The following is a 20,690-nucleotide window of genomic DNA, read 5'->3' as shown; positions in this document are numbered from 1 at the left end:
CAAGGCTCCTAACCTTCGCCGCGGGCGGCCTCGCCTGGCTGCAGCTCGACGACGAGCAGGCCATCTTCAGCCAAGTCAGCTGCGAAATTGTGCGCGCTTTTCGCTGGCACATAAGCGATGACCGCGTTCGAGGTACCGGCATGCGCCGATCGACCCGCTACGGCACCGCGAACCGTGACCAATTCGGCGAGTTTTTCTGCCGAATCCAAGCCGTAGATATTGGCCAAGGAAGACTGCGACTGCAACAGGATAGGGAAGAGCTCCGCGCCGCGGTGTGAGCGCAGGCAGCGCGCAAACTTTTCTACGCGCTCAGTCTCTTCCTCATAAAAGGCCATCCACTCCGTGGCGGCGCTGATGCTTGGGCGGCCTTCCTCGCCGTAGACCTTGTGCACGGCCTTGAGCCAGTCGAGGACGCGCTGTTGGGCGTCGGGAAGCAAGCGCAGCGAATCGGTGCCAAAGGAGTGGCAGGCATCATCGATAAAGCGCTGGCGCTGGCGGATATCGGCGATGGCCGTTTCCTCCTGCGCGGAGAAATCTTCCGGCACTGCCACCGCAAAGGCGGACATCTCGCGGCCCACCACATGCGGGGCGTGGGTGACAGAACCATCGGCGTAGTCCATGATGCACACGCCCTCACCAGTGCTGCGCAGCGCAGCGCTGTGGCGTGCGCGCAGCGGCGGCCGCGCTGCGAAGGTAGAAACGGCCTGGGTGCAGACATCCGCGACCCGGGCCCTCAACGGCGCATCGAGGTCCGCATCTGCGCCCATGAGTGCGAGCGCCACCGCGACGTCCGCCGCGGCATCCGCACCCAAACCCGTACCTTCCGGAATATCGGAGGCGATGGTGATATCCGCACCGGCCGTCTCCCGGGAGAGCAACTGACGATTAATCATCGTGTGGACAATGCCTCCCACGCGGGCCGCCAACCCACCTTGTGGTGCCGGCGGAATAACAGGCTGGCCTTCCGCATCCGTGGTGGGCTGTTGCGCCGTTGCTAGCTCTGCCAGCGCCTGCAGGCTAATCGAGTCATGGGCAGGCTCACCCTGAGCTGGGTGGAAATGTACGGCCACCACGCCATCGGTGCGCGGGCTTACCGACGCTGCAGCGCGCAACTTGCCCACGCACATGGCGACAATGCCACCGAAGTGATCAATATGTTCACCAATGAGGGACCACGTCGCCGGCGCGCTAGCGGTATGCGTTGGAGCGCTGCCTGTGAGTTCGGTATGTGCTTGGGCGGCGCGCTCGGCTACGGGCTCTGCAGGCGTTGACCACAGTGGCATGGGTGCTAAAGCTCCTTTTCCAGGTTCTGGGACCAGTAGTCTTCGTTGCCCCACACACGCGGCGGTGCGTTTAAAGCAACGAACGCCCGCCACCAATGTGCGCGGTGGCGGGGAATACGACATGGATTCGTATAAAAGAATTGTGCTGCCCCACATTCTAGCGGGCATCAATGGGACAGCGTGGGTAGTGTGGGCACAAACCATATCAGCGGCGGCACTTAGCCGGTGCCGCTGGTGCTACGACTGAGAGGATAGTTTTATGAGCGATGCAGACCAGAAGTGGTTCTTTGATCCCACCACCAAGGAAGTCAGCCAGGGCAAGACCTCTGGCTGGGAAAACCGGATGGGCCCGTATGACACCCGCGAAGAGGCAGAAAACGCCATCGAAATCGCCCAAGCCCGCAATGAAGCGGCAGATGCCGCAGACGAAGAAGATGACTGGAATTAACTAACTCCCAGCCATCTCTTTTAAGCCGTGCTTCCCGGCACCTGCCCGAGGAGCGCGGCTACTTTAGCTTCTTGCGCAGCGGCTTAAACGCGGCCTTGATGTCTTTGAAAGACTCGGCGTAATCGTCAAGAGCCTTTAGGCCAATGGTTCGCTCGCGCTGGTAAAGCAGGCCGTAGCCAAAGGTATTTTCCCCACGACGGCGAGCGGACTCTGCCAACTCGAGCAGCTTATCTCGCGAGGTCACGGAATCCTGGAAGTCACCGAGCACCGACTGCATCTGCTTGCAGGCCTTGTAGAGGCGCTTGGTCTTGAGATTGGTGGCAGAACCAGCTGCTTCAGCTGCATAGCGCAGCTTCTTTGCTGCCTTGCGCATATCGTGGAAATAATCCTCGCGCTCGTGCAGAGACAATTCCTGGTTATCCCAGTTCTCCACGGCCTTCTTATGGCGCTTGACCAGCTTGTTATAAGCCTTTTCAAGGTGCTGCGCCATCACGGTATCCATGTCGGCGGACTTATCCTTGGACTTCTTTTTCTCTGGCTTCTTTTCGGCCTTGTCTGCAGCAGGTGCGCTGTCCTCGCTGGATTTGGTAGGAGTAGCGGCGTCCTCTTCCGCAGAGGATTGCTCCTCCGGCTGCTCCGCCTCACTTGCTGCTGGGGCGGAATCCTGTTGCTTATCGGCCGTTGGTGGATCAGCGAGAAGACGGTCCAGGGATTCCAGCAATTCGAGGTAACGCTCGGAATCCAGGGCTGCGATAACGCGGCGGTGCGCACGGCGATAGGCGTTGCCCATATCGTGCGCAATGTGCTCACGGGTGGAATCGTCCAAGGTGTCAGAATCTTCGGACTCCAGCAGCTTCTGCCAGCGCTCTTCCACAACCTCCGCATCGCGAGCAACGCCCAAAATACCGGCAAGCTCCTTGAGATCGGCTTCAATCTTGTCGATTTCTGGGCCAACAACGATGCCATGGAAGGTCTGCAGGTGGCTGCGCAGTTCGCGGGTGGCTACGCGCATCTGGTGAACCGAATCCCACTCATCGCGGCGCACGCGAGGGTCATAATCAACTAGCTTGTCGCGGTTGGCTTGGAGTGCGGTGATGACGGCCGCGGCAGGGGAGTCTGGGTCCACATCCGGCGATACCAGGGCTGGAGGCAGCGGGGCATTGGCGTAGGAATCGCCCAAAGCAGACTTCAGCTTGGACGGGGAGGAAGAAACGCGCGCACCGGCACCGATAAGCAGGGAAGTGGCACGGCGAATGAATTGCGTACCTTCCTCAGTGCCAGGAAGCTCACCGGCGAGCTCTACTTCCCACTCGCGCCACGACTGCTGCTGGCCACCTGGAAGGAAGGAAAAGGCGGTGACGTGGTCATCGCAGAATTCTGCTACCGGCTTATTATCGGCATCCGCTAGGACCATCTCGGTGCGCTTGTTGTCTACCTGCGCAATCGGGGTGAGTTCGTTGTGGCGGATAATGGAGCGAACCTGGTGGAGAAGTTCCTCAGGTACTTCGTAGCGGCCATCTACAGGTTCTCCCAGCTCGGCGTGGATTTCAGTGCGGCCAGCCTCGCTAGGAATCTTGATATGCCAGCCATCATCATTACCACCGGTGCGGCGGCGGAGTGTGACCTTTGCGTGGGTAAGGCGGAGGTCTTCGGTGTCGTAGTAGATGGCAGAAAGCGCGTGGTGGCGCGTGTCTGCAACGTGGTCAACTCCCTCGAGGCGGGCCAGTTCAGGGAGCTGAGTGGACTCGGCTACGGAGAATTTCGCTTCAACTTCGAGAAAAGACTGTGTAGACATTCACGTACCTTTTACTTTCTAGACCAAATAAATCTCACCGGTGATCCTACCCGTTAAGCACTCGATGCGGTGCCACTCCTCGCCCCCGTTCGCTAGCAGGGAACGGGAGAGAAGAATGGCCTTGAGCAGGGCAAAAATTACTGCGTAATTTCTGGAACCGAACCGATCCCGGAAGTATCACCGCCAAAGTGAGATTTATCGGCAGCGGCAATACCATCGTTTATGCCGTGCATGCTGTTCATCGAAAGCGACATTTCCGTCAGGTTGGGGAAGAGACGATTGCGGGTTTCGATGGCATGATCGGTGCGCGCCTGCAGCGCCGGAAGGGTTTGGGTGGCTACAGTCTCTGCGTGGTGTGAGCAGTACTGCGACTCCCGCAAGTTATCTGCGATGCCATCCTCATTTGCTTGAGTGAGCAATTCACCGATGCGGGCGGCATAAGAAAGCCGGAAGCTCCGGCGATAGGCAGCGGTAGAGCCCGTAGCGCGGGCAATTTCTGCGCCGTCACCATTGCGCATGAACCAATCGCATTGACGGTTGAGGGAGGCAAAAAGGTCGGCGCAATGGGCGGCGTCGGCAGGAGCGCCAATCACACAGGCCAAGCCCTTGTCATGAATAAGGAGAGTAGTGCATCCATTGGCGTCAGAGATAGTGCTTAACAGGGAAGCCTGGTGCTTGATATACGGCGGGTGGATGTGCACGCGGTGGGAAATAAGATCAGGTAGCTCGGAGGTAAGGAGATCCTCGATGCGATACTTCTGCTGCAGGGACTGCGCCTTAGAAATGAGAACCTCGGCCTCATCCTCAAAGCTGGTAGATTCCGCTTTTCGCAAAAGGCCTAGCACCTTTTCGCGGATCTTGCGTTGCTTATCGCTAAGCCCATCCTCCCGCAAGGATTCGCCGGAGGCTAAAAGCTCGGTATCGCGCAGCCTCGGTAGGTGAATGAGCTCTTTAATAATGGCACGCAGCTTATCGCGCGGAATGAAATTCTCCTGCGGAGGGGCCATCTGGAGCCATGCTTTGCGCAGCGCAGGGGAGGTAATTCGTGCCGGCACATGGGGGCTTGCACGGTAAATAATGGGGTAGGCATGCGGGCCTAAGACATGTTCTAGGTCCGCCGGCGCCCAGCCTTGTTGTGCGGCGGTGATGAGGCGTTCGATTACGTGAGCAGAAAGGTCATCGCAGTGGGTGGTCATAAAGATTCGTCCTTTAAGAAGTGTACGTATGTTCGCTTGCCCACTTAGCAAAGCATGCGCTGACGCTGGCTCCTGCCAGGAAAGCCCCCGCTAGCCACCCCCTGGATACTCTTGCGACCTGCACATTTCGCCCTAGAAAAACTGTCGCATGAACTGCACATCCCTCGGGGGAGAGCCGGTAAGGTCTAAAGCATGAATAGCCAACACGAATTTGTCTTGCGCACCGTTGAGGAACGCGATATCCGCTTTATCCGCCTGTGGTTTACGGATATTCTGGGCGCCCTCAAATCCGTGGTCATGAGCCCGTCCGAGCTGGAATCGGCCTTTGAAGAAGGTGTTGGCTTTGATGGTTCTTCCGTAGAGGGCTTTTCTCGCATCTCTGAGTCTGACACCATTGCCCTGCCAGATCCCTCCACCTTTCAGATTCTGCCCTTTGATATGGATGAGCCGGACCTGCAATCGGCCCGCATGTTTTGCGATATCGCACAGCCAGACGGCCAGCCCTCCATGGTGGACCCGCGCCATATCCTGCGCCGCCAGGTCACCGAGGCCGCCAACGATGGATTTACCTGTATGGCTTCGCCAGAAATCGAGTTCTATCTCCTCGAGCGCGGCCGCGAACTCACCGACTTGGTGCCCACGGATAACGGCGGTTACTTCGACCAAGCAACGCACGATACCGCCCCGCTTTTCCGCAGGAAGGCAATGCTAGCGCTGGAATCGCTGGGAATTGCCACGGAGTTTAGCCACCACGAAACCGCGCCGGGCCAGCAAGAAATTGATCTGCGCCATGCGGACGTGCTCACCATGGCCGATAACATCATGACCTTCCGGCACGTGATCAAGCAGGTGGCCACCAACTCCAACGTGCGCGCCACCTTCATGCCTAAGCCCTTCGAACATTTACCGGGCTCAGGCATGCACACCCACTTGAGCCTTTTTGAAGGCCAATCCAATGCTTTCCACGATCCGGATGATGAATTCTCTTTGTCCCAGACCGGCCGCCAGTTCATCGCCGGCATCTTGGAGCACTCCACGGAGATGTCCGCGATTGTGAATCAGTGGACCAATTCTTATAAGCGCCTAATGTTCGGCAACGAGGCGCCGGGCGCAGCCACCTGGGGAGTATCGAATCGCTCCGCGCTGGTCCGCGTTCCCACCTACCGGCTTACCAAGGAAGAATCGCGCCGGGTAGAAATCCGCTCCATTGATGCCTCGATGAACCCCTACCTGGGATATGCGGTGCTATTGGCAGCAGGCCTGCGAGGCATCCGCGAGGGCTACGAGCTCGATGATCCGGCCGAGGACGATGTCCACCAGCTCACCCGCCGCGAGCGCCGCGCGATGGGCTATAAGGATCTACCCACCAGCCTGGATCAGGCCTTGCGCGAGTTTGAAAAATCCGAGTTCATGGCAGAAGTCTTGGGCGAGCACGTCTTTGAGTTCTTCCTGCGCTCCAAGTGGGATGAGTGGCATCACTATCAGAGCCAAATCACCACCTTTGAGCTGCGCAATAACCTGAACTTCTAGGAGAAAAATGCGTCCTGCTGCTGTGCCTTCACCGGCCACACTAGGTCTTACCCGCCCGCATGCTGCGCAGGATATTGAGCAGCTGGGGTGGAAGAATCCGGAATCAGCCGATCTGTTGTGGACCCTCGCTGCCGTGGGCGACCCAGACCTGGCTCTCAATAATTTGATCCGCATCTATGAACAAGCCCCAGAGCTCGATGATGCCGTGCGTTCCAATGAAACTTTGCGCGTGCGCCTCTTCGCACTACTGGGGGCCTCGACCGCCTTCGGCGATCACCTCGCGGCGCACCCTGAACTGTGGCGAGAACTAGAAAAACCCCTTCCGCAGTCTGAAGAGATGCTGCAAAGCTTGCTCGGTGCCGTCGATGCCGAGCCCGCGGACTTTGCGGAGGACATTGACCGTCCCGATCCGGCGCGCAAAGACTTGAGCGCGGCGGGCACTTACCGTGCCGGCGAGGGGGAGCATAAGCAGGCGCTGCGCACGACCTACCGCACTTTGATGATGCGCATTGCCGCCTGCGATGTGGCGGGCACTTTTCATTCGCGCAAGGGCCAGACCAAGCTGCAGCCGGAGGTAGGGTTCCGCCAGATTACGGCGCTGACTACCGCGCTTGCCGACGCCGCCTTAACCGCCTCCCTTGCCTGCGCCGTGCGCACCATTTACGGCGATGACCCCTTGGATGCACAGCTGGCTGTCATGGCGATGGGCAAGTGTGGCGCAGGAGAGCTGAACTATATTTCCGATGTGGACGTCATTTTCGTCGGCAGCGAGGCAACCCCTAGGGCCACGCGGCTGGCGGCGGAGTTTAATCGCATTGGATCCACCACCTTTTTCGAGGTGGATGCGAACCTGCGCCCCGAGGGAAAGTCGGGCGCATTGGTGCGCACTTTGGAATCTCACGTGGCCTACTACAAGCGGTGGGCGGAGACGTGGGAATTCCAGGCGCTCCTTAAAGCGCGCGCTATGACCGGCTACCTCCCGCTAGGCCAGGACTATTTGGACCAGATCCGACCGATGGTGTGGACGGCGTCGCAGCGCGAGTCCTTTGTTGAGGACGTACAGGCCATGCGCCGCCGCGTGCTGGCCAATGTTCCCGAGGAGCTCAAGCACCGCGAGCTCAAGTTGGGCGTGGGCGGCCTGCGCGATATCGAATTTGCTGTCCAGCTCCTGCAGTTGGTCCATGGTCGCTCCGATGAGACGCTGCGGGCGCTTTCCACGGTGGAGGCGCTGGAGGCGCTGATTTCAGCGGGGTACGTCGGCCGCGAGGACGGCACCCAGCTCATTGAAGCCTATGAGTTTCTGCGCCTGCTTGAGCACCGCCTGCAATTGGAGCGCTTCCGCCGCACGCACACGCTGCCGGAAAAGGACGATGAGGACGGGATGAAGTGGCTCGCGCGCATCGCCGGCTTTTATCCGCAGGGCACCAAGTCGGCGGCCGAGCGCATGCTGTCGCACCTGCGCCGGATCCGCCTGCGGATCTCCGAGCTGCACTCGCGCCTGTTCTACCGGCCGCTGCTTAATTCCGTGGTCACCATGTCCGCCGATGAGCTCAAGCTTTCGCCGGAGGCCGCCAAGCTGCAGCTGGCCGCGTTGGGCTATAACCACCCCGAGCGCGCATTCGAGCACCTGACCTCCTTGGCAGCGGGAACCTCGCGCAAGGCACGCATCCAGGCGATTTTGCTGCCTACCTTGATGGAATGGCTCGCCGATACCGCAGACCCCGATATGGGCCTGTTGAATTATCGCAAGCTCTCGGAGGCCGCGAACGATAGGTCGTGGTTCTTGCGCATGCTGCGCGATGAAGGAATTGTGGGCCAACGGCTCATGCACATCCTGGGTACCTCGCCGTTTACCTCTGATCTAATTATTAGCGCGCCGGATTCGGTCAAGCAGCTTTCCGACGGCGCCACTGGCCCCAAACTGCTAGAAACCAAACCCGAACAGGTTTCCAAGGCGCTGGTCAATTCCAGCAAGCGCCACGCCGACCCGGATAAAGCGGTGGCGGTGGCGCGTTCGTTGCGCCGAGTGGAGTTGGCCCGCATCGCCAGTGCGGATTTGCTGGGCTTCATGCCGGTCAAGCAGGTGTGCCATGAGCTATCCACAATTTGGGATGCCGTCCTTGAGGCTGCACTTCGCGCCGAGGTGCGCGCGTGGCGCCTTGCCAACGAAGACGCAGAGCCGCCAGCGCGCATCGCCGTCATTGGCATGGGCCGCTTGGGAGGCATGGAGCTGGGCTTTGGCTCAGATGCGGATGTGCTCGTCGTAGCAGAACCTAGCGAACCGGCCGATGACTCTGGCGCGGAAGGGGAGGCCGTGAAGTGGGCTATCGGGATCGTCGATAAGCTCCGGCGCCGCCTGTCTAAGCCTTCGGGCGACCCGCCGCTGGACGTCGATTTGGGCCTGCGCCCAGAGGGCCGCTCCGGTGCGGTGGCGCGCACCATCTCCTCCTATGAGCGCTACTACCGCGAGTGGGGCGAGTCTTGGGAGCTGCAGGCATTGTTGCGCGCTGCCTTCGTGGCTGGCGATAGGGAAGTAGGCGAGCGATTTATGTCCATGGTCGATAGCTTCCGCTACCCAGAAGGCGGTGCCAGCGCCTCGACCATTCGCGATATCCGGCGCATGAAGGCGCGCGTGGACAATGAGCGCCTCCCGCGCGGCGCGGACCGCAATACTCATACCAAGCTGGGGCGCGGTGCGCTCTCAGATATTGAATGGACTGTGCAGCTCCTGACCATGATGCATGCCCACGAGTATGCCCAACTGCACGATCCGTCCACACTGCGCGTGCTCGATGCCTTGGAGGAAACCGCAATTCTGTCTGCCGAGCAAGTCTCGGACCTGCGCGAGGCCTGGCTTATGGCTACCGACGCCCGCAATGCACTGGTGCTCGTGCGCGGCAAGCGCGTGGACCAGCTGCCCGGGCCCGGCCCGCAGCTGGCCCAGGTAGCCGGTGCCGCTGGCTGGCCGCCGGAGGAGAACCAAGAGTTTCTAGAAAACTATCTGAAACTTACCCGCCATGCCCGGAAAGTTGTAGATGAGGTCTTCTGGGGCGAGGAGGAATCCTTCGAGCATTCTTAGAGTTAGCCTTGAAAGTCCCCGATGTGCGCACCGCGCCCTTACTTTTTGCACTTTCGGACTCTAAAGTGGGATGGGAATAGGAAAGGACTGGCTAGTTATGTCTTTTAAGCTGCAACTCGATGTGGACAATGCCACGGTGGGCGAACTATCCGCGCTGCTTTCCGCAGCGCGTGCCGCGGGCGTGCGCGACGGTGACGCTCTCCACCTTGATGGCACCACCTTGACCATCGAGGTCTCCACGCCGCGAGAGGAAAAGCCAGCGCCGCCGCGGCCAGAATCAGCACCGCACAATTCTCGCCAGGCACCTCGCTCGTGGGGGCGCGCCGACCGCATAGGAGAGGCCACCATCCGCTCCATCATCGACGCCCTCAATGATCGCGGCGAGAACCCTCGCGGCAATGACTACGGTTCCTTCGGCGATGGCGCTGGTTACCATGGCTAAAATCAGCGGAGTGTATCGACATAAGCTCATCTACCTGTGGGCCTTTGTAGCCGTGGCCGTCATCGTGGCTATCGCTGTCGGGGTGTGGGCAACCAACCGCGATAATCCCCCCAAGGGGACGAAGACGGTGGGCGAGGCCGTGGCCGGTGGCGTGGTTCAGGAAGACATGCCCGCACAGGTCAATGGTGACATCATGGCCGATGATTCCACCGACGCCAACCGCGTGACCTCCCTGGCGAAGGCCCTGGGCATTCCGCTCAACTCCGTCCCGCGGGATATTACCCAGACTGAAAACGGCAAGTCCGATGTGCGCGTCTACTTGGAACGCGAGCTCAACAGTGCGGTGGAGGCCGGTGACATCAGCGAATCTGATGAAAAGGCCGTTCTCGTAGCTTTTGAGCGAGGCCTTGTCATGCCGGCAAGCGATGGCATTGTGGCCGAGAGCTATCCAGCAAACTAGCCCCCCCCCCTTTATTTCCTCGCGAACTGGGCGCGAAAATTCAGGCAACCCGCAGCTAGGCGGCATGGCCTTGGCAGTAACTCTTCCTAAGGTAAAACATCACAAATTGGTAACGGGCAGGGTGCTCGGTGCCGAAGCCTCTGGAGGAGACTATGACTTTCAAGACCACGCTGTCGACCGCGGCGGGAGTACTCGCCGCCATTGCCATCCCCATCACCGGCGGGGTAGGGGTGGCTTATGCCGTCAATACCGTGCCGGCCGATACCATCGCCCAATCGGTTCCGGCCGGCGATTTGGGTGACCACCTGAAAAACTTTGGCGCGGCGGCAGCGCATGATGATGCGCTGCGCGTACTGGATGAGCTGAATTAACCTAGGGCCCATGCTGGTTGATGCCCTAAGCCTGAAATTCAAGCCCGAGGACTACCGCGCCGAGCTGCCCGTCTTCGACTACTTAGTTGATTTGGGCAGCTTCAAGCTGCGAAGCCCCGTCACCGTCTTTGTCGGTGAAAATGGCATTGGCAAATCGAGCTTGCTCGCTGGCGTAGCTAGTGATTTGGGCTGTTCACCTGCGGGCGGCCGCATGGATGACCCAGATGAAATCGTTCCTCGCAGTCCCATTCGCTGCGATACGGAGGAAGTGATCCAGCGTGCCTACTTCTTGCGCGCCGAAAAGCACGAGTACTTGATTGGACGTGGGGATTCAGCGGCCGAACGCGGCGGCCGTTCGACTCTTCCTCAGAACGTGGATTTGTCCCGCCGCTCGCACGGACAATCCGTCTTTGACCTACTCTATGAGCACATCAATGGCCAAGGCGTGTACATCCTTGATGAGCCAGAGTCTGGGCTGTCCGTTATCCGGCAACTGGCCCTCGTAGCGGAAATTGCCCAAGCGGTTGACCGCGGCGCACAGGTCATTATTGCCACGCACTCGCCGATTCTTCTAACCTGCCCTGGTGCGGACATTGTGGAGCTCAACGATACTGGCTTTGAACGCATCGCCTTCGACGAAGCGGAAGCCGTGGCGGCTACCCGGGAGCTTTTGGCGGACCCTGAGGGGACAATTCGCTTTATTCTCAACCCGGAGTAATCAGTCGAGGGCTGCTAGGAAACCTCCACGATGGTGACAGAAGGCCCGTCCTCGCCGGCGCGGCGGCGAAGGAAGTGGGTGATGACCACACCAATCATGCCTACTATCCAAACGGCTAGCACCGCAGCCGCGGCAGCAGTGAAATCCGGCATGGAGTAATTAGGGGCGTCGGAGGAGTGGTCCAACACCATGCCGAAGAGCTGCGCGCCCAACATGCCGGAGGTAAACCCGCCCATATTTCCCAAGCCCGTAGCGGTGGCTACCACGGAGCGGTCCATGCGTTCACGCACGATATCGAAGCCATAGTTGGCCGTCGGTGTGCACAGCGCGGTAACGAAGGACACCACCAAAATGGCGGCCAAACCGCCGTCGGTGCCAAAGGTAAAGAAAATCAGCCAGGTCAGTACGTGAACCGCGACAAACCCGAGGCTAAGCCACGGGCGAACATGCTGCGCACGGGAGGAAATCTTGCCGTGCAAGGGGCCAACGAAGACCAAAAATACCGCCAGCAAGGTGAGTACCAGGCTGGACTTGGCCTTGGACATCTCCATGCCCTGGGTCATCATGGGCATGCCCCAGAGCATGACAAAGACGATGAGTGGGAGCATGCCGATGTAGTGGATGAAGTAAGCCTGCCAGGCCACCGGGGAGCGGAATACCGTTTTCAAGCGGGCCGGGATGCTGGTGGCCTGCGAGTTGGGTGGTTCCTTCTCCGTGGGAATAATGCCCAACTTCTCTGGTGAGTCTGCCACCGCCACGATGGCGGCGATGGCTACCAGGATGCCCACCGCGCCAAGGGTGACGAAGGCGGCGGTCCAGCCGGCCGCGCCCAGCAACCACAGGAAGGGAACCGCGGAAATGAACTGGCCCATCTGTCCCAGCGACGACGTCACCTGGGTAAACATGGGCGTGCGGTGCAGCGGGAACCAATAAGGCAGGATGCGCATCACGGAGAGAAACGCCGTGGCATCGCCTGCGCCGATGAGCACGCGCGCGGCAATGGCCACGCCATAGCTGGTGGTAAAGCCCAAGACGACCTGGCCTACACCCATAATGACGGCGCCGACCACGAGGAGTAGGCGGGGGCCAAATTTATCAATCAAGATGCCGGTGGGGATTTGGGCTAGGGCGTACACGCCCAACTGCACAGAGGTAAAGACTGCGATACGACCGGCGTCGACATCGAAGCGCTCAATGGCATCCAAACCAGCCACACCGAAAGAGGTACGGCCGGTAATCGCTACGAGGTAGACCGCCATGGCGGCTACCCAAATGCTTAAAGCCTGAGTGGTAATGACTTCTCTGGGATTCGGCTGCGACATGGCTGATACCTTACGCCTTAACTACTAAGATTCTTTTGTGTGAAGTACATTTCGACCCGCGATACCGCCCGTCAGCCCGCATCTTTTACAGATATTCTCCTCGGCGGGCTTGCCCCCGATGGCGGTTTATACCTGCCGGAGAGCTACCCACAGCTAGATTCCGCCACTTTAAATTCATGGCGCAGGCTCCTAGCGGACAAAGGCTACGCGGCGCTTGCGGCCGAGGTACTTAAGCTTTTCATTGACGATATTCCAGCGCAAGACATCGAGGCCATCGCCGCCCGCGCCTATACCAGCCCTAAGTTCGCGGACCCGGAAATCGTTCCCGTCACCGAACTAGGCGAGGGCCTTTTCATCGGCCATCTATCCGAAGGGCCAACTGCAGCATTTAAGGACATGGCCATGCAGCTTTTGGGTGAGCTCTTTGAATATGAGCTCGCCCGCCGCGGCGAGACCCTCAATATTCTGGGCGCTACTTCCGGCGATACGGGGTCCTCTGCAGAGTATGCGATGCGCGGGCGCCATGGCATTCGCGTCTTTATGCTCACCCCAGCCGGCCGGATGACGGCCTTCCAACAGGCGCAGATGTTTGGGCTGGATGACCCGAATATCTTCAACATCGCTCTCGATGGCGTCTTCGATGATTGCCAGGATGTGGTCAAGGCGGTATCGGGAGATGCTGATTTTAAGGCCGCCTACCGCATCGGCGCGGTCAATTCCATTAACTGGGCACGGCTGATGGCCCAGGTGGTCTACTACATCTCCTGCTGGCTCAAGGTCACCGAAACCGCCGATCAGAAGGTTTCCTTTAGTGTTCCCACCGGTAACTTTGGCGATATCTGCGCCGGCCACATCGCTCGCCAGATGGGCCTTCCCATTGATCGCCTCATCGTGGCCACCAATGAGAACGACGTACTGGATGAGTTCTTCCGCACCGGCAACTATCGGCCGCGCCCAGCCGCAGAGACCATGGCTACCTCGTCGCCGTCCATGGATATCTCCCGTGCCTCGAATTTTGAGCGCTTTGCGTTTGACTTGCTCGGCCGCGATGCAGCCGAAACCGCGGAGCTGTTCGGCACCAAGGTGAAAGAAGGCGGCTTTAGCCTCGACCGCGAGAAGATTGCTGCTGCCCGCGAGGACTATGGTTTCCTGTCCGGTTCCTCCAGCCATGCCGATCGCCTAGCCACCATCAAGGACGTGCACGAGCGCTTTGATTACCTGGCGGATCCGCACACGGCCGATGGCATCAAGGTGGCCCGCGGCGCACAGCGCGAGGGCGTGGAGACGCCAATTGTGTGTCTGGAGACCGCGCTGCCGGTGAAGTTTGCCGAGACCATTACGGAAGCCATCGGCTCCGCACCTGAGCCGCCCGAGCGCTTTGCCGGCATCCTCGATACTGAGCGGCGCGTCAAGGACTTGCCTAATGATGCCGCGGCGGTCAAGGATTACATCACCACGTCGATTCAGAAAACGGAGGTTTAGACCATGGCCCTAGAAAATTTTGCCGGCCCGGAACATTACACCGAGTTTGATCCGGAAAAGTTCATCCGCGATCTCAAAGCCCAGGCGGAGATGGATGCGGAAGAAGATAATAAGGACAACGCCGGGGATGCGGACGCAGAAAGCAACTAGCGTCTTTGTAGCGTGCACGGCCGCGTTCCTTGCGGCCTGCAGCCCGGTGCGGGGTGGGGAAGAGCCAAGTTTCTCCGCCCTGTCTTCTAAAAACCTCATTCCCAATGAGTCCTATTCCCCGGCCACGGCGCCGCTCGCGCCGGGCACCGCCTTGGATCTCTCCGGCGATGAACCGCAGCCGGGTGCCTACTTCAACTACCAGTCGTGCACCGCGGCGTGGTCATTTACGCTTGCCGACGCCCGCACGATCGCCGTTACCGCTTCCCATTGCGGCAAGCCCGGCGATAAGGTCTGGGCCGGAACCGCCGACGGCGACTTTAGCTACCCCGCCGAACCTATCGGCGAGGTCATCTACTCTGATTTCTATTCCGAAGACACCCACGACCTCGATGTGGCCTTTATCGAGATCACCGGCAGCGCTGACTACTACGTCCCCGGAGCGGTAGACAATAGCGTCGCCACGTCCTTGGCTCACCTGCCGCTTCATGTGTGCAAGCTTGGCCGCGTGACTGATGAGACCTGCGGCACGCTTATCCATGGTGCGGCGATGGCGCAGCTGAACTCGGGGGGACTCCAGCGGGATTCGATTGCCGCTAGGGCGCGCGTATGCAGTACCAATGGTGACTCCGGTGGTCCGGTGTATGGCGAAGTAGAAGGAAAACAAACCATCGTGGGCGTGGTCTCCGGAACGACGCAACGCCTCGAAGAAGGCCACACCTGCCAAACCACGCAGACAGACATGGAGTTGTCTTTCACGTTGGCCACCGATATTCAGCTTCTAGCTAAAGAGGTCTTGGGGCCCATGGCCTAAGTGCGCCGCACTGGTCTACGCTAGGTGGCATGCCGACTCCAGATTTTATTGTTCAGCTGCGCGAAAAGATTGGCCACGCTCAGATCTTTGTGCCAGCCTGCAGCGCCATCATCATCCGCGATGTTCCGGCAGACGCCGCGCTGTGGGAAGTCCCCTCCGTACTGCTAGTAAAGCGCTCCGATAACGGTACGTGGACCCCGGTGGAAGGAATCTGCGAGCCAGGCGAGGAAATTACTACCACCGCGCTGCGAGAAGTCAAAGAGGAAGTCGGTCTCGATGCCAAGGTGGAAGCGCTATTGGGCGTGGGGCAGTCCGGCCCCGTGACCTACCCCAACGGCGATGAGTGCACCTTTATGGGAACCGCGCTGCGCGTATCAGTAGCGGATGGCGCAGAGCCGGTCATCAGTGATGAAGAAAATACCGAGGCGGGGTGGTTCTCCGTGGCGAAGCTTCCCGATAGCGTGTCGCGCCGCCACCGCCTCATGATTGCCGACGCCGTAGCCCAAATGAAACATCCCCGCGGCTTTGCCCCGCGCATGGGCTGGATGAAGCGCAGCGAACAACCGGGACTGTAGGGCTAGACTTCTGCGGCGTCGGCAAGCAGCCCGCACAAGTGCTGTGGATCCTGGGCGGCGATGAGCTGTTGTGCAATGCCAGTGCGCGCATCGGCAATGTCGTCCTTGCTGCCGCAGGAAATCACGGTATCGCTGATAGTAATTAAGAGCTTTCCGCGCCGGGCTAGGTCATAAAAGAGCGGGCAGTCGTGTGCGCCCCAGCGCCAGGCCGTGGCGTAGAAGTCTCGTGCGCCTGAGCCAAGCCACGACGTTTCCAAGAGCAGGTGGCCGCGGCGCAGGAAAATGCCGTCTCGCTGCAGGCTGGCGAGTACGTCTCTCACCGCAGCCAGGTTGGCGCGGTCCCAGGCGATGAAGGTGATAGGGGAGCTATTATGCATTAGCGGCGCCGGCGACGATTGCCATCTGCGCGGCCGCCGGAATAGGCGCGCACGGAATTCTCGCCGCCCTCGGGCCCCAAGTCATCTATGCCCCAGGAATCTTCCGCATAGATTGCGTATTCCCTGCTCCAGTGCTCGCGCCGCGGTCGCGCTTCACGCGTGCGGCGGCCTTTGCGGCGCTTTCCTCGTTTGAAGCTGGCGTCTCGCATAGTGGCTGCGCCTCCTTGCTACCTGTTGGGCCCAGACTTAATAAGTGGCTCTTCAGGGCCGGTTTCCTTCTTTCCTTCCCACACCCAGCTGAGGAAGCGGGTGGAGCACAGCATCCAGTGTGCGGTGAGGAGGACGGGGATGGTGAGCGCAATGGCGTCGATAAGCTCGGAGCCATTGACTAATGCCAGCTGGTGGCCGCCCATGCTCACGGTTCCCGGCGGGAACGTGCAAGACCACCACGCCGGGGAGTACGGAACCCACCGAGCCACATTGGGATAGAAGGTAAACATCGCGTAGATGGACAGTGGAATGGCGATGATAAGGGCCGTAACGCCGTAATAGATGGACACCGTGCCGGGGAAGAGAATCTGCATTGCCGTGGTGGACTGGCCCACCACGCCTAGCGGGACCCATGCGGTGGCTGATTTGGCGCCGGTGAAATCCACCTTGCCGTGCCATGCCGCCCAGTACACGCGGGCGAAGGTGGGCACCGCCGTCACCAGGGACATGAAGAAAAATACCGTACCCATCACGTGGTAGAGCGGGCCGTAATCATTAGCCAGCCAACCGGAAACGGAAGCCGAAATCATAGGGCCGACCAGCGGCAGGCCCCAGGTGAACTTCGGCTCGCCATGAAAGCGCGTGAGCTGGATAGCCCACGTAATAACCGTAACCGGGCCACCGATCCAAAAGCCCACGAGACGGAATGTAGGGATATCCGTCAGACCCGAAAGCGCGGCACCGAGCGCCAAGATTCCGATGAAAAACATCGACCACTCCGCCATAGTGGTGCGCTCAAAGCTGGGGTGGCGGTAGCGCAAGAAGCCCGCGGTGAGAACGACAAAGATGACGCACGCGATGGTGGCAAAAATGCCGGCCAGGATCATCATGCCTTCTTCCACGAGCAGGCGCGAGACGATGGAGGTGCCCATGAGGCTGCCTCCCCACGCGGGGCCAGGGGCTGGGAGTTGGCGGAATCTATTAGTCACACCCACATGTTAATTTCTTTCGGTCGGGTTATCAGAATTTTGCTGTCGTTTTTGCTGGTGAGAACTCTCGCTAAGCGTGCATTTAGGGGCGGGGGTCAAACCCACGTGAATGTGTGTCTGGGGTCGCAAGAAAAGGGCTGGAATACCATTGCGTGTTCATACAGCAAGGAGGCTATGAATGATGAGGATTCGCTATACCTTGGTGGAAATCCGGATTTCGTTCGACCAGCTTCATATACTCATCCAAAAATCCAACCCACGAATGAGTAAGGAAGAGAAAGTTATCAAGGGCTACAATTACTGCTAGTAGCGAGTTCTCGCCGTAATTTTGACCTAAAACTTTCACAGCACGCCGCTTCGTAGCATTGGAAACTGCAGGTTGGTCCAAAACGAAACCGTTCCATAACCGAGCTGAGTGAGCGCACTTATTTCTCACGAATGTAAAAGAGCGCAATTGGCGCGCCAAATATTGTTTCTTTACGCCAAGAATGGAACAAGTCTTTGCGTAAACCTGGTTGTGGTCGTTTCGGAAGCTTATCGCTTTCGACAACGTACCAAAGGACAATGCCTCGACGGCCACCCAAATTGGAACATCGTAAACCCACCTTTCAGTGTCGGACCCTGAGTCCTTTTGGTATTTATGGAGGTATGGTTCCTTAGACCGCTTGAGCTCACTGATAATTAGATCGTGTGTGGGCCGCATGGCCGGACTTGGTGGGCGCCGGTAAGCAGTGGGCTGAAGATACTTCTCATAAGGAGAATGGATTTCACCTTCGCTGAGAGCAAAGGCCGTCCTGGCCGCAAGCTCTGCTTCTTGGAGCCCGCGGAGAAGAAGAGAACGAAGTTCGATGTCCAACCGGTAGATGTTAACTATTTCATCCCACTGGGTGCCAGGAAAGAATCTGGCTTCGTCACCGGCTAAGTTTTCTTGGAAGTACCGCATGTAGCCCGAAAAGCGGTAATAATTTTGACGCTCTAGGAAATTTTCAGCGGATTTTTCGGAAGGAAGGATTAACCCACGGCGTTGAATTAAACTGACTTGCTCTTCAATGCTAAGGAACTTCTTCCTGCGGTTCATTGCTTCAGAATAGCAAAGCCCCCCTCTCATATTGAGCTGTTCCTATGGGAAGCTTGGAGGGGGTATCGGTTGACTAAAGTATAGCGCAAAATGCGCAATCTTAGTAATCATTTGCGCAAGGTTTTGCTCAAGTGCCATGCATCTGAAAACGCTGCGATAGTCAAACAACAAGGAGTGGGGCACCGCCAAGAACCGAGGGCGCTTGTCAATGTTGGGTGCAAAACTTCTGAAGCCAAAGTGCACATAGATCTGCAAGGCCCCCAATCGGCACTCAGCAATTAGGGAGCCTAGGAAGGCGGAAAGCCGGTGGCGAGAGGGGGCGTCGGCAAGCGTAGCTCTAGCAGTCGTAGTACATCTCAAATTCCTGCGGGGTAGGACGCAGGCGAACCGGGTTGATCTCGTTCTCGTACTTGTAGTTGATGTAGGTCTCGATGAGATCCTCGGTGAAGACATCGCCTTCGGTGAGGAAGTCCATGTCCTCCTGCAGGGCCTTCAAGGAAGCCTCGAGGGAGGTCGGTGCCTGCGGGATGGACTCGGCCTCTGCCGGTGGCAGCTCGTAGAGGTCCTTATCAACGGGAGCGTGCGGCTCAATGCGGTTCTTTACGCCGTCGATGCCGGCCATCATCATGGCGGCAAAGCCCAAGTACGGGTTGCCGGAGGGGTCCGGTGCGCGGAACTCGATGCGCTTGGCCTTCGGGTTGGAACCGGTAATCGGGATACGGATAGCGGCCGAGCGGTTGCGCTGGGAGTACACCAGGTTGATCGGAGCCTCGAAGCCTGGCACCAGGCGGTGGTAGGAGTTCAGCGTCGGGTTGGTGAACGCAAGAACTGCACCGGCGTGGTGGAGGATACCGCCGATGTAGTAGCGGGCGATATCGGAAAGGCCTGCGTAGCCAGCCTCATCGTGGAAGAGAGGCTTGCCGTCCTTCCACAGGGACATGTGGGCGTGCATGCCGGAACCATTATCGCCAGCCAGCGGCTTAGGCATGAAGGTTGCGGTCTTGCCCCACTGTGCCGCGGTCTGCTTGACCACGTACTTGAAGGTCTGGATGTCATCGCCCGCGTGCAACATGGAGTTGAAGCGGTAGTTGATCTCATTCTGGCCGGCACCGACCTCGTGGTGGAAGCGCTCGACATCGAAGCCAACCTTCTGCAGGTTCTCTACCATGGCGTCGCGCACCTCACCGTGCTTGTCATACGGCGCGGTGGGGAAGTAGCCGCCCTTCATACGGGTCTTGTAGCCGGTGTTCGGGGTGCCGTCGAAGTTGGTTTCGCTATCGCGGTTCCACCAACCCTCATCGGAATCCACCTCGTAGAAGCCGTGCTGTACGTCGGTGCCAAAGCGCACGGAGTCAAAGAGGTAGAACTCGGCCTCAGCGCCAAAGTTGCAGGTATCGGCAATGCCGGTGGACTGCAGGTACTCTTCCGCCTTGCGCGCGATGTTGCGTGGGTCGCGGGAGAAAGGCTCAAAGGTAAATGGGTCGTGGACGAAGAACTTGATGTTCAGGGTCTTGGCCGTGCGGAACGGATCGATATGTGCGGTGGCTGGATCCGGCAGCAGGGTCATGTCGGACTCATCGATGGTGGTGAATCCGCGGATAGAGGAGCCGTCGAAAGCGAGGCCGCTTTCGGCATCTTCTACGGTGAACTCTTCTGCTGGGATGGAAAAGTGGTGCTCGGTGCCTGGGACGTCCGTAAAGCGGATATCGACGAACTTTACGTCCTCGTCCTTAATAAATTGGACGATGTCCTGCACTGTCTCGAAAGACACGTTTGTCTCCTCGTTGTTGACCGGTGAATTGTCTCTCTATAGCCTACTAGGTTCGCGCCCGAGGCATCGCGATTCCCCTCGTTTCACATCTCACTTTGTGCCCGCTAGATTGGTGAGCATGGCAGATAAGCGTACGTGGCTCGACGGGCCGAATATTCCGGGCGAATACGATGACATGGAAGGTCCCGGCCGCTGGCCGGGCGAAAAGCTCGGCCTTCCGGAGTCCGGGCCGGGGTCACTGGCCCCCGTTGGCCGCCGCGCCGGCGCCGTGGCCATTGACTGGATCGTGTGCATGCTCATTGCCAACCTGATCCACATGTTCACCACGGAATTGGGCGGTGTGGCCTTCTTGGGCTACGCCCTGTGGGTCATCATGGGCATTGTGTGTGGCTGGCTCTTTGCCCGCACCCCCGGCATGTTGCTGTTGGGTATGGGCGTGGCGCGACTCGACGTCCCCGGTGCCCACGTGGGCCTATGGCGCGCGGCGTTGCGCACAGTGCTTACCGGTGTGCTGTTCCCAGCGGCCATGGTTGATGCGGATGGACGCGGCATGCACGACCGCGCCACCGGCACCATCGTCATTCGCTCCTAAGCCGCCCGACT

The 20,690-nt window shown here is 59.2% G+C and carries 21 protein-coding genes; 12 read left to right on the top strand and 9 right to left on the bottom strand.

The window, feature by feature from the left end:
* Positions 1–8 precede the first annotated feature (8 nt).
* Positions 9–1,283, bottom strand: coding sequence for a galactokinase family protein (locus CORTU0001_RS05870; RefSeq protein ID WP_005328155.1), 1,275 nt, complete (start codon positions 1,281–1,283; stop codon positions 9–11).
* Positions 1,284–1,542: 259 nt separating this feature from the next.
* On the opposite strand from CORTU0001_RS05870, the gene CORTU0001_RS05865 reads away from it, so the two are divergent.
* A complete protein-coding gene (locus tag CORTU0001_RS05865) occupies positions 1,543–1,731 on the top strand; it encodes a hypothetical protein (RefSeq protein ID WP_005328153.1) in 189 nt (62 codons plus the stop codon).
* Between the two features lie 58 nt (positions 1,732–1,789).
* Here CORTU0001_RS05865 and CORTU0001_RS05860 read toward each other — a convergent pair whose 3' ends face one another.
* Complete coding sequence (locus tag CORTU0001_RS05860) at positions 1,790–3,526, bottom strand: CYTH and CHAD domain-containing protein (protein ID WP_005328151.1); 1,737 nt, start codon at positions 3,524–3,526, stop codon at positions 1,790–1,792.
* Between the two features lie 137 nt (positions 3,527–3,663).
* Positions 3,664–4,722 (bottom strand): DUF2786 domain-containing protein, encoded by a 1,059-nt coding sequence (locus CORTU0001_RS05855; protein WP_005328149.1) that lies wholly within the window; start codon positions 4,720–4,722, stop codon positions 3,664–3,666.
* A 192-nt stretch (positions 4,723–4,914) separates the two neighbouring features.
* Between CORTU0001_RS05855 and CORTU0001_RS05850 the strand changes: the two genes are divergently transcribed.
* The 6 genes from CORTU0001_RS05850 (at position 4,915) to CORTU0001_RS05825 (ending at position 11,322) form a co-directional block, all read left to right on the top strand.
* Positions 4,915–6,252 carry a glutamine synthetase family protein gene (locus CORTU0001_RS05850; RefSeq protein ID WP_005324400.1) on the top strand — a complete coding sequence of 446 codons (1,338 nt, stop codon included), beginning with the start codon at positions 4,915–4,917 and terminating at the stop codon, positions 6,250–6,252.
* A 7-nt stretch (positions 6,253–6,259) separates the two neighbouring features.
* Positions 6,260–9,331 (top strand): bifunctional [glutamine synthetase] adenylyltransferase/[glutamine synthetase]-adenylyl-L-tyrosine phosphorylase, encoded by a 3,072-nt coding sequence (locus tag CORTU0001_RS05845; RefSeq protein ID WP_005328147.1) that lies wholly within the window; start codon positions 6,260–6,262, stop codon positions 9,329–9,331.
* 97 nt (positions 9,332–9,428) lie between these two features.
* Positions 9,429–9,773 carry a hypothetical protein gene (locus tag CORTU0001_RS05840; protein ID WP_005328146.1) on the top strand — a complete coding sequence of 115 codons (345 nt, stop codon included), beginning with the start codon at positions 9,429–9,431 and terminating at the stop codon, positions 9,771–9,773.
* The gene (locus CORTU0001_RS05835; protein ID WP_244262098.1) at positions 9,730–10,233 is read left to right on the top strand and encodes a hypothetical protein; all 504 of its coding nucleotides are present in this window, start codon (positions 9,730–9,732) and stop codon (positions 10,231–10,233) included. Before CORTU0001_RS05840 ends, CORTU0001_RS05835 begins: the two co-directional genes overlap by 44 nt.
* Before the next feature lie 152 nt (positions 10,234–10,385).
* The gene (locus tag CORTU0001_RS05830; RefSeq protein ID WP_005328144.1) at positions 10,386–10,604 is read left to right on the top strand and encodes a hypothetical protein; all 219 of its coding nucleotides are present in this window, start codon (positions 10,386–10,388) and stop codon (positions 10,602–10,604) included.
* A gap of 10 nt (positions 10,605–10,614) precedes the next feature.
* A complete protein-coding gene (locus tag CORTU0001_RS05825) occupies positions 10,615–11,322 on the top strand; it encodes an AAA family ATPase (protein ID WP_005328142.1) in 708 nt (235 codons plus the stop codon).
* Between the two features lie 14 nt (positions 11,323–11,336).
* Here CORTU0001_RS05825 and CORTU0001_RS05820 read toward each other — a convergent pair whose 3' ends face one another.
* On the bottom strand, positions 11,337–12,644 hold the full coding sequence (locus CORTU0001_RS05820; RefSeq protein WP_005328141.1) for an MFS transporter: 1,308 nt from the start codon (positions 12,642–12,644) through the stop codon (positions 11,337–11,339).
* Positions 12,645–12,683: 39 nt separating this feature from the next.
* Between CORTU0001_RS05820 and thrC the strand changes: the two genes are divergently transcribed.
* Genes thrC through CORTU0001_RS05805 form a run of 4 tightly spaced genes read left to right on the top strand, consistent with a single transcriptional unit; the run spans position 12,684 to position 15,662 of the window.
* On the top strand, positions 12,684–14,126 hold the full coding sequence (gene thrC, locus CORTU0001_RS05815; RefSeq protein ID WP_005328139.1) for a threonine synthase: 1,443 nt from the start codon (positions 12,684–12,686) through the stop codon (positions 14,124–14,126).
* Between the two features lie 3 nt (positions 14,127–14,129).
* Entirely contained in the window at positions 14,130–14,276 is a 147-nt protein-coding gene (locus CORTU0001_RS11815) for a hypothetical protein (RefSeq protein ID WP_005328137.1), read from the top strand.
* Positions 14,254–15,087 (top strand): trypsin-like serine protease, encoded by an 834-nt coding sequence (locus CORTU0001_RS05810; protein WP_005328135.1) that lies wholly within the window; start codon positions 14,254–14,256, stop codon positions 15,085–15,087. The genes CORTU0001_RS11815 and CORTU0001_RS05810 overlap by 23 nt, the downstream gene beginning before the upstream one ends.
* Positions 15,088–15,116: 29 nt before the next feature.
* Positions 15,117–15,662: an NUDIX hydrolase gene (locus CORTU0001_RS05805; RefSeq protein ID WP_005328134.1), complete on the top strand. Its 546-nt coding sequence runs from the start codon at positions 15,117–15,119 to the stop codon at positions 15,660–15,662.
* A 2-nt stretch (positions 15,663–15,664) separates the two neighbouring features.
* Here the strand turns inward: CORTU0001_RS05805 and CORTU0001_RS05800 are convergent, their stop codons facing one another.
* The 5 genes from CORTU0001_RS05800 to glnA form a co-directional block, all read right to left on the bottom strand.
* A complete protein-coding gene (locus tag CORTU0001_RS05800; RefSeq protein ID WP_034668311.1) occupies positions 15,665–16,039 on the bottom strand; it encodes a hypothetical protein in 375 nt (124 codons plus the stop codon).
* Positions 16,039–16,248, bottom strand: coding sequence for a hypothetical protein (locus CORTU0001_RS05795; protein ID WP_005328133.1), 210 nt, complete (start codon positions 16,246–16,248; stop codon positions 16,039–16,041). Before CORTU0001_RS05795 ends, CORTU0001_RS05800 begins: the two co-directional genes overlap by 1 nt.
* 18 nt (positions 16,249–16,266) lie before the next feature.
* A complete protein-coding gene (locus CORTU0001_RS05790) occupies positions 16,267–17,238 on the bottom strand; it encodes a TDT family transporter (RefSeq protein WP_084771652.1) in 972 nt (323 codons plus the stop codon).
* A 172-nt stretch (positions 17,239–17,410) separates the two neighbouring features.
* Positions 17,411–18,316 carry an Abi family protein gene (locus CORTU0001_RS11450; protein WP_084771650.1) on the bottom strand — a complete coding sequence of 302 codons (906 nt, stop codon included), beginning with the start codon at positions 18,314–18,316 and terminating at the stop codon, positions 17,411–17,413.
* Between the two features lie 337 nt (positions 18,317–18,653).
* Complete coding sequence (gene glnA, locus CORTU0001_RS05785) at positions 18,654–20,087, bottom strand: type I glutamate--ammonia ligase (protein ID WP_005324424.1); 1,434 nt, start codon at positions 20,085–20,087, stop codon at positions 18,654–18,656.
* A 118-nt stretch (positions 20,088–20,205) separates the two neighbouring features.
* Between glnA and CORTU0001_RS05780 the strand changes: the two genes are divergently transcribed.
* Entirely contained in the window at positions 20,206–20,679 is a 474-nt protein-coding gene (locus CORTU0001_RS05780) for an RDD family protein (RefSeq protein ID WP_005328129.1), read from the top strand.
* Positions 20,680–20,690 lie beyond the last annotated feature (11 nt).

Origin of the sequence: Corynebacterium tuberculostearicum SK141 (assembly GCF_000175635.1) — a bacterium.
Classification (GTDB): domain Bacteria; phylum Actinomycetota; class Actinomycetes; order Mycobacteriales; family Mycobacteriaceae; genus Corynebacterium; species Corynebacterium tuberculostearicum_C.
This window is presented reverse-complemented; position numbering and strand designations above follow the sequence as displayed.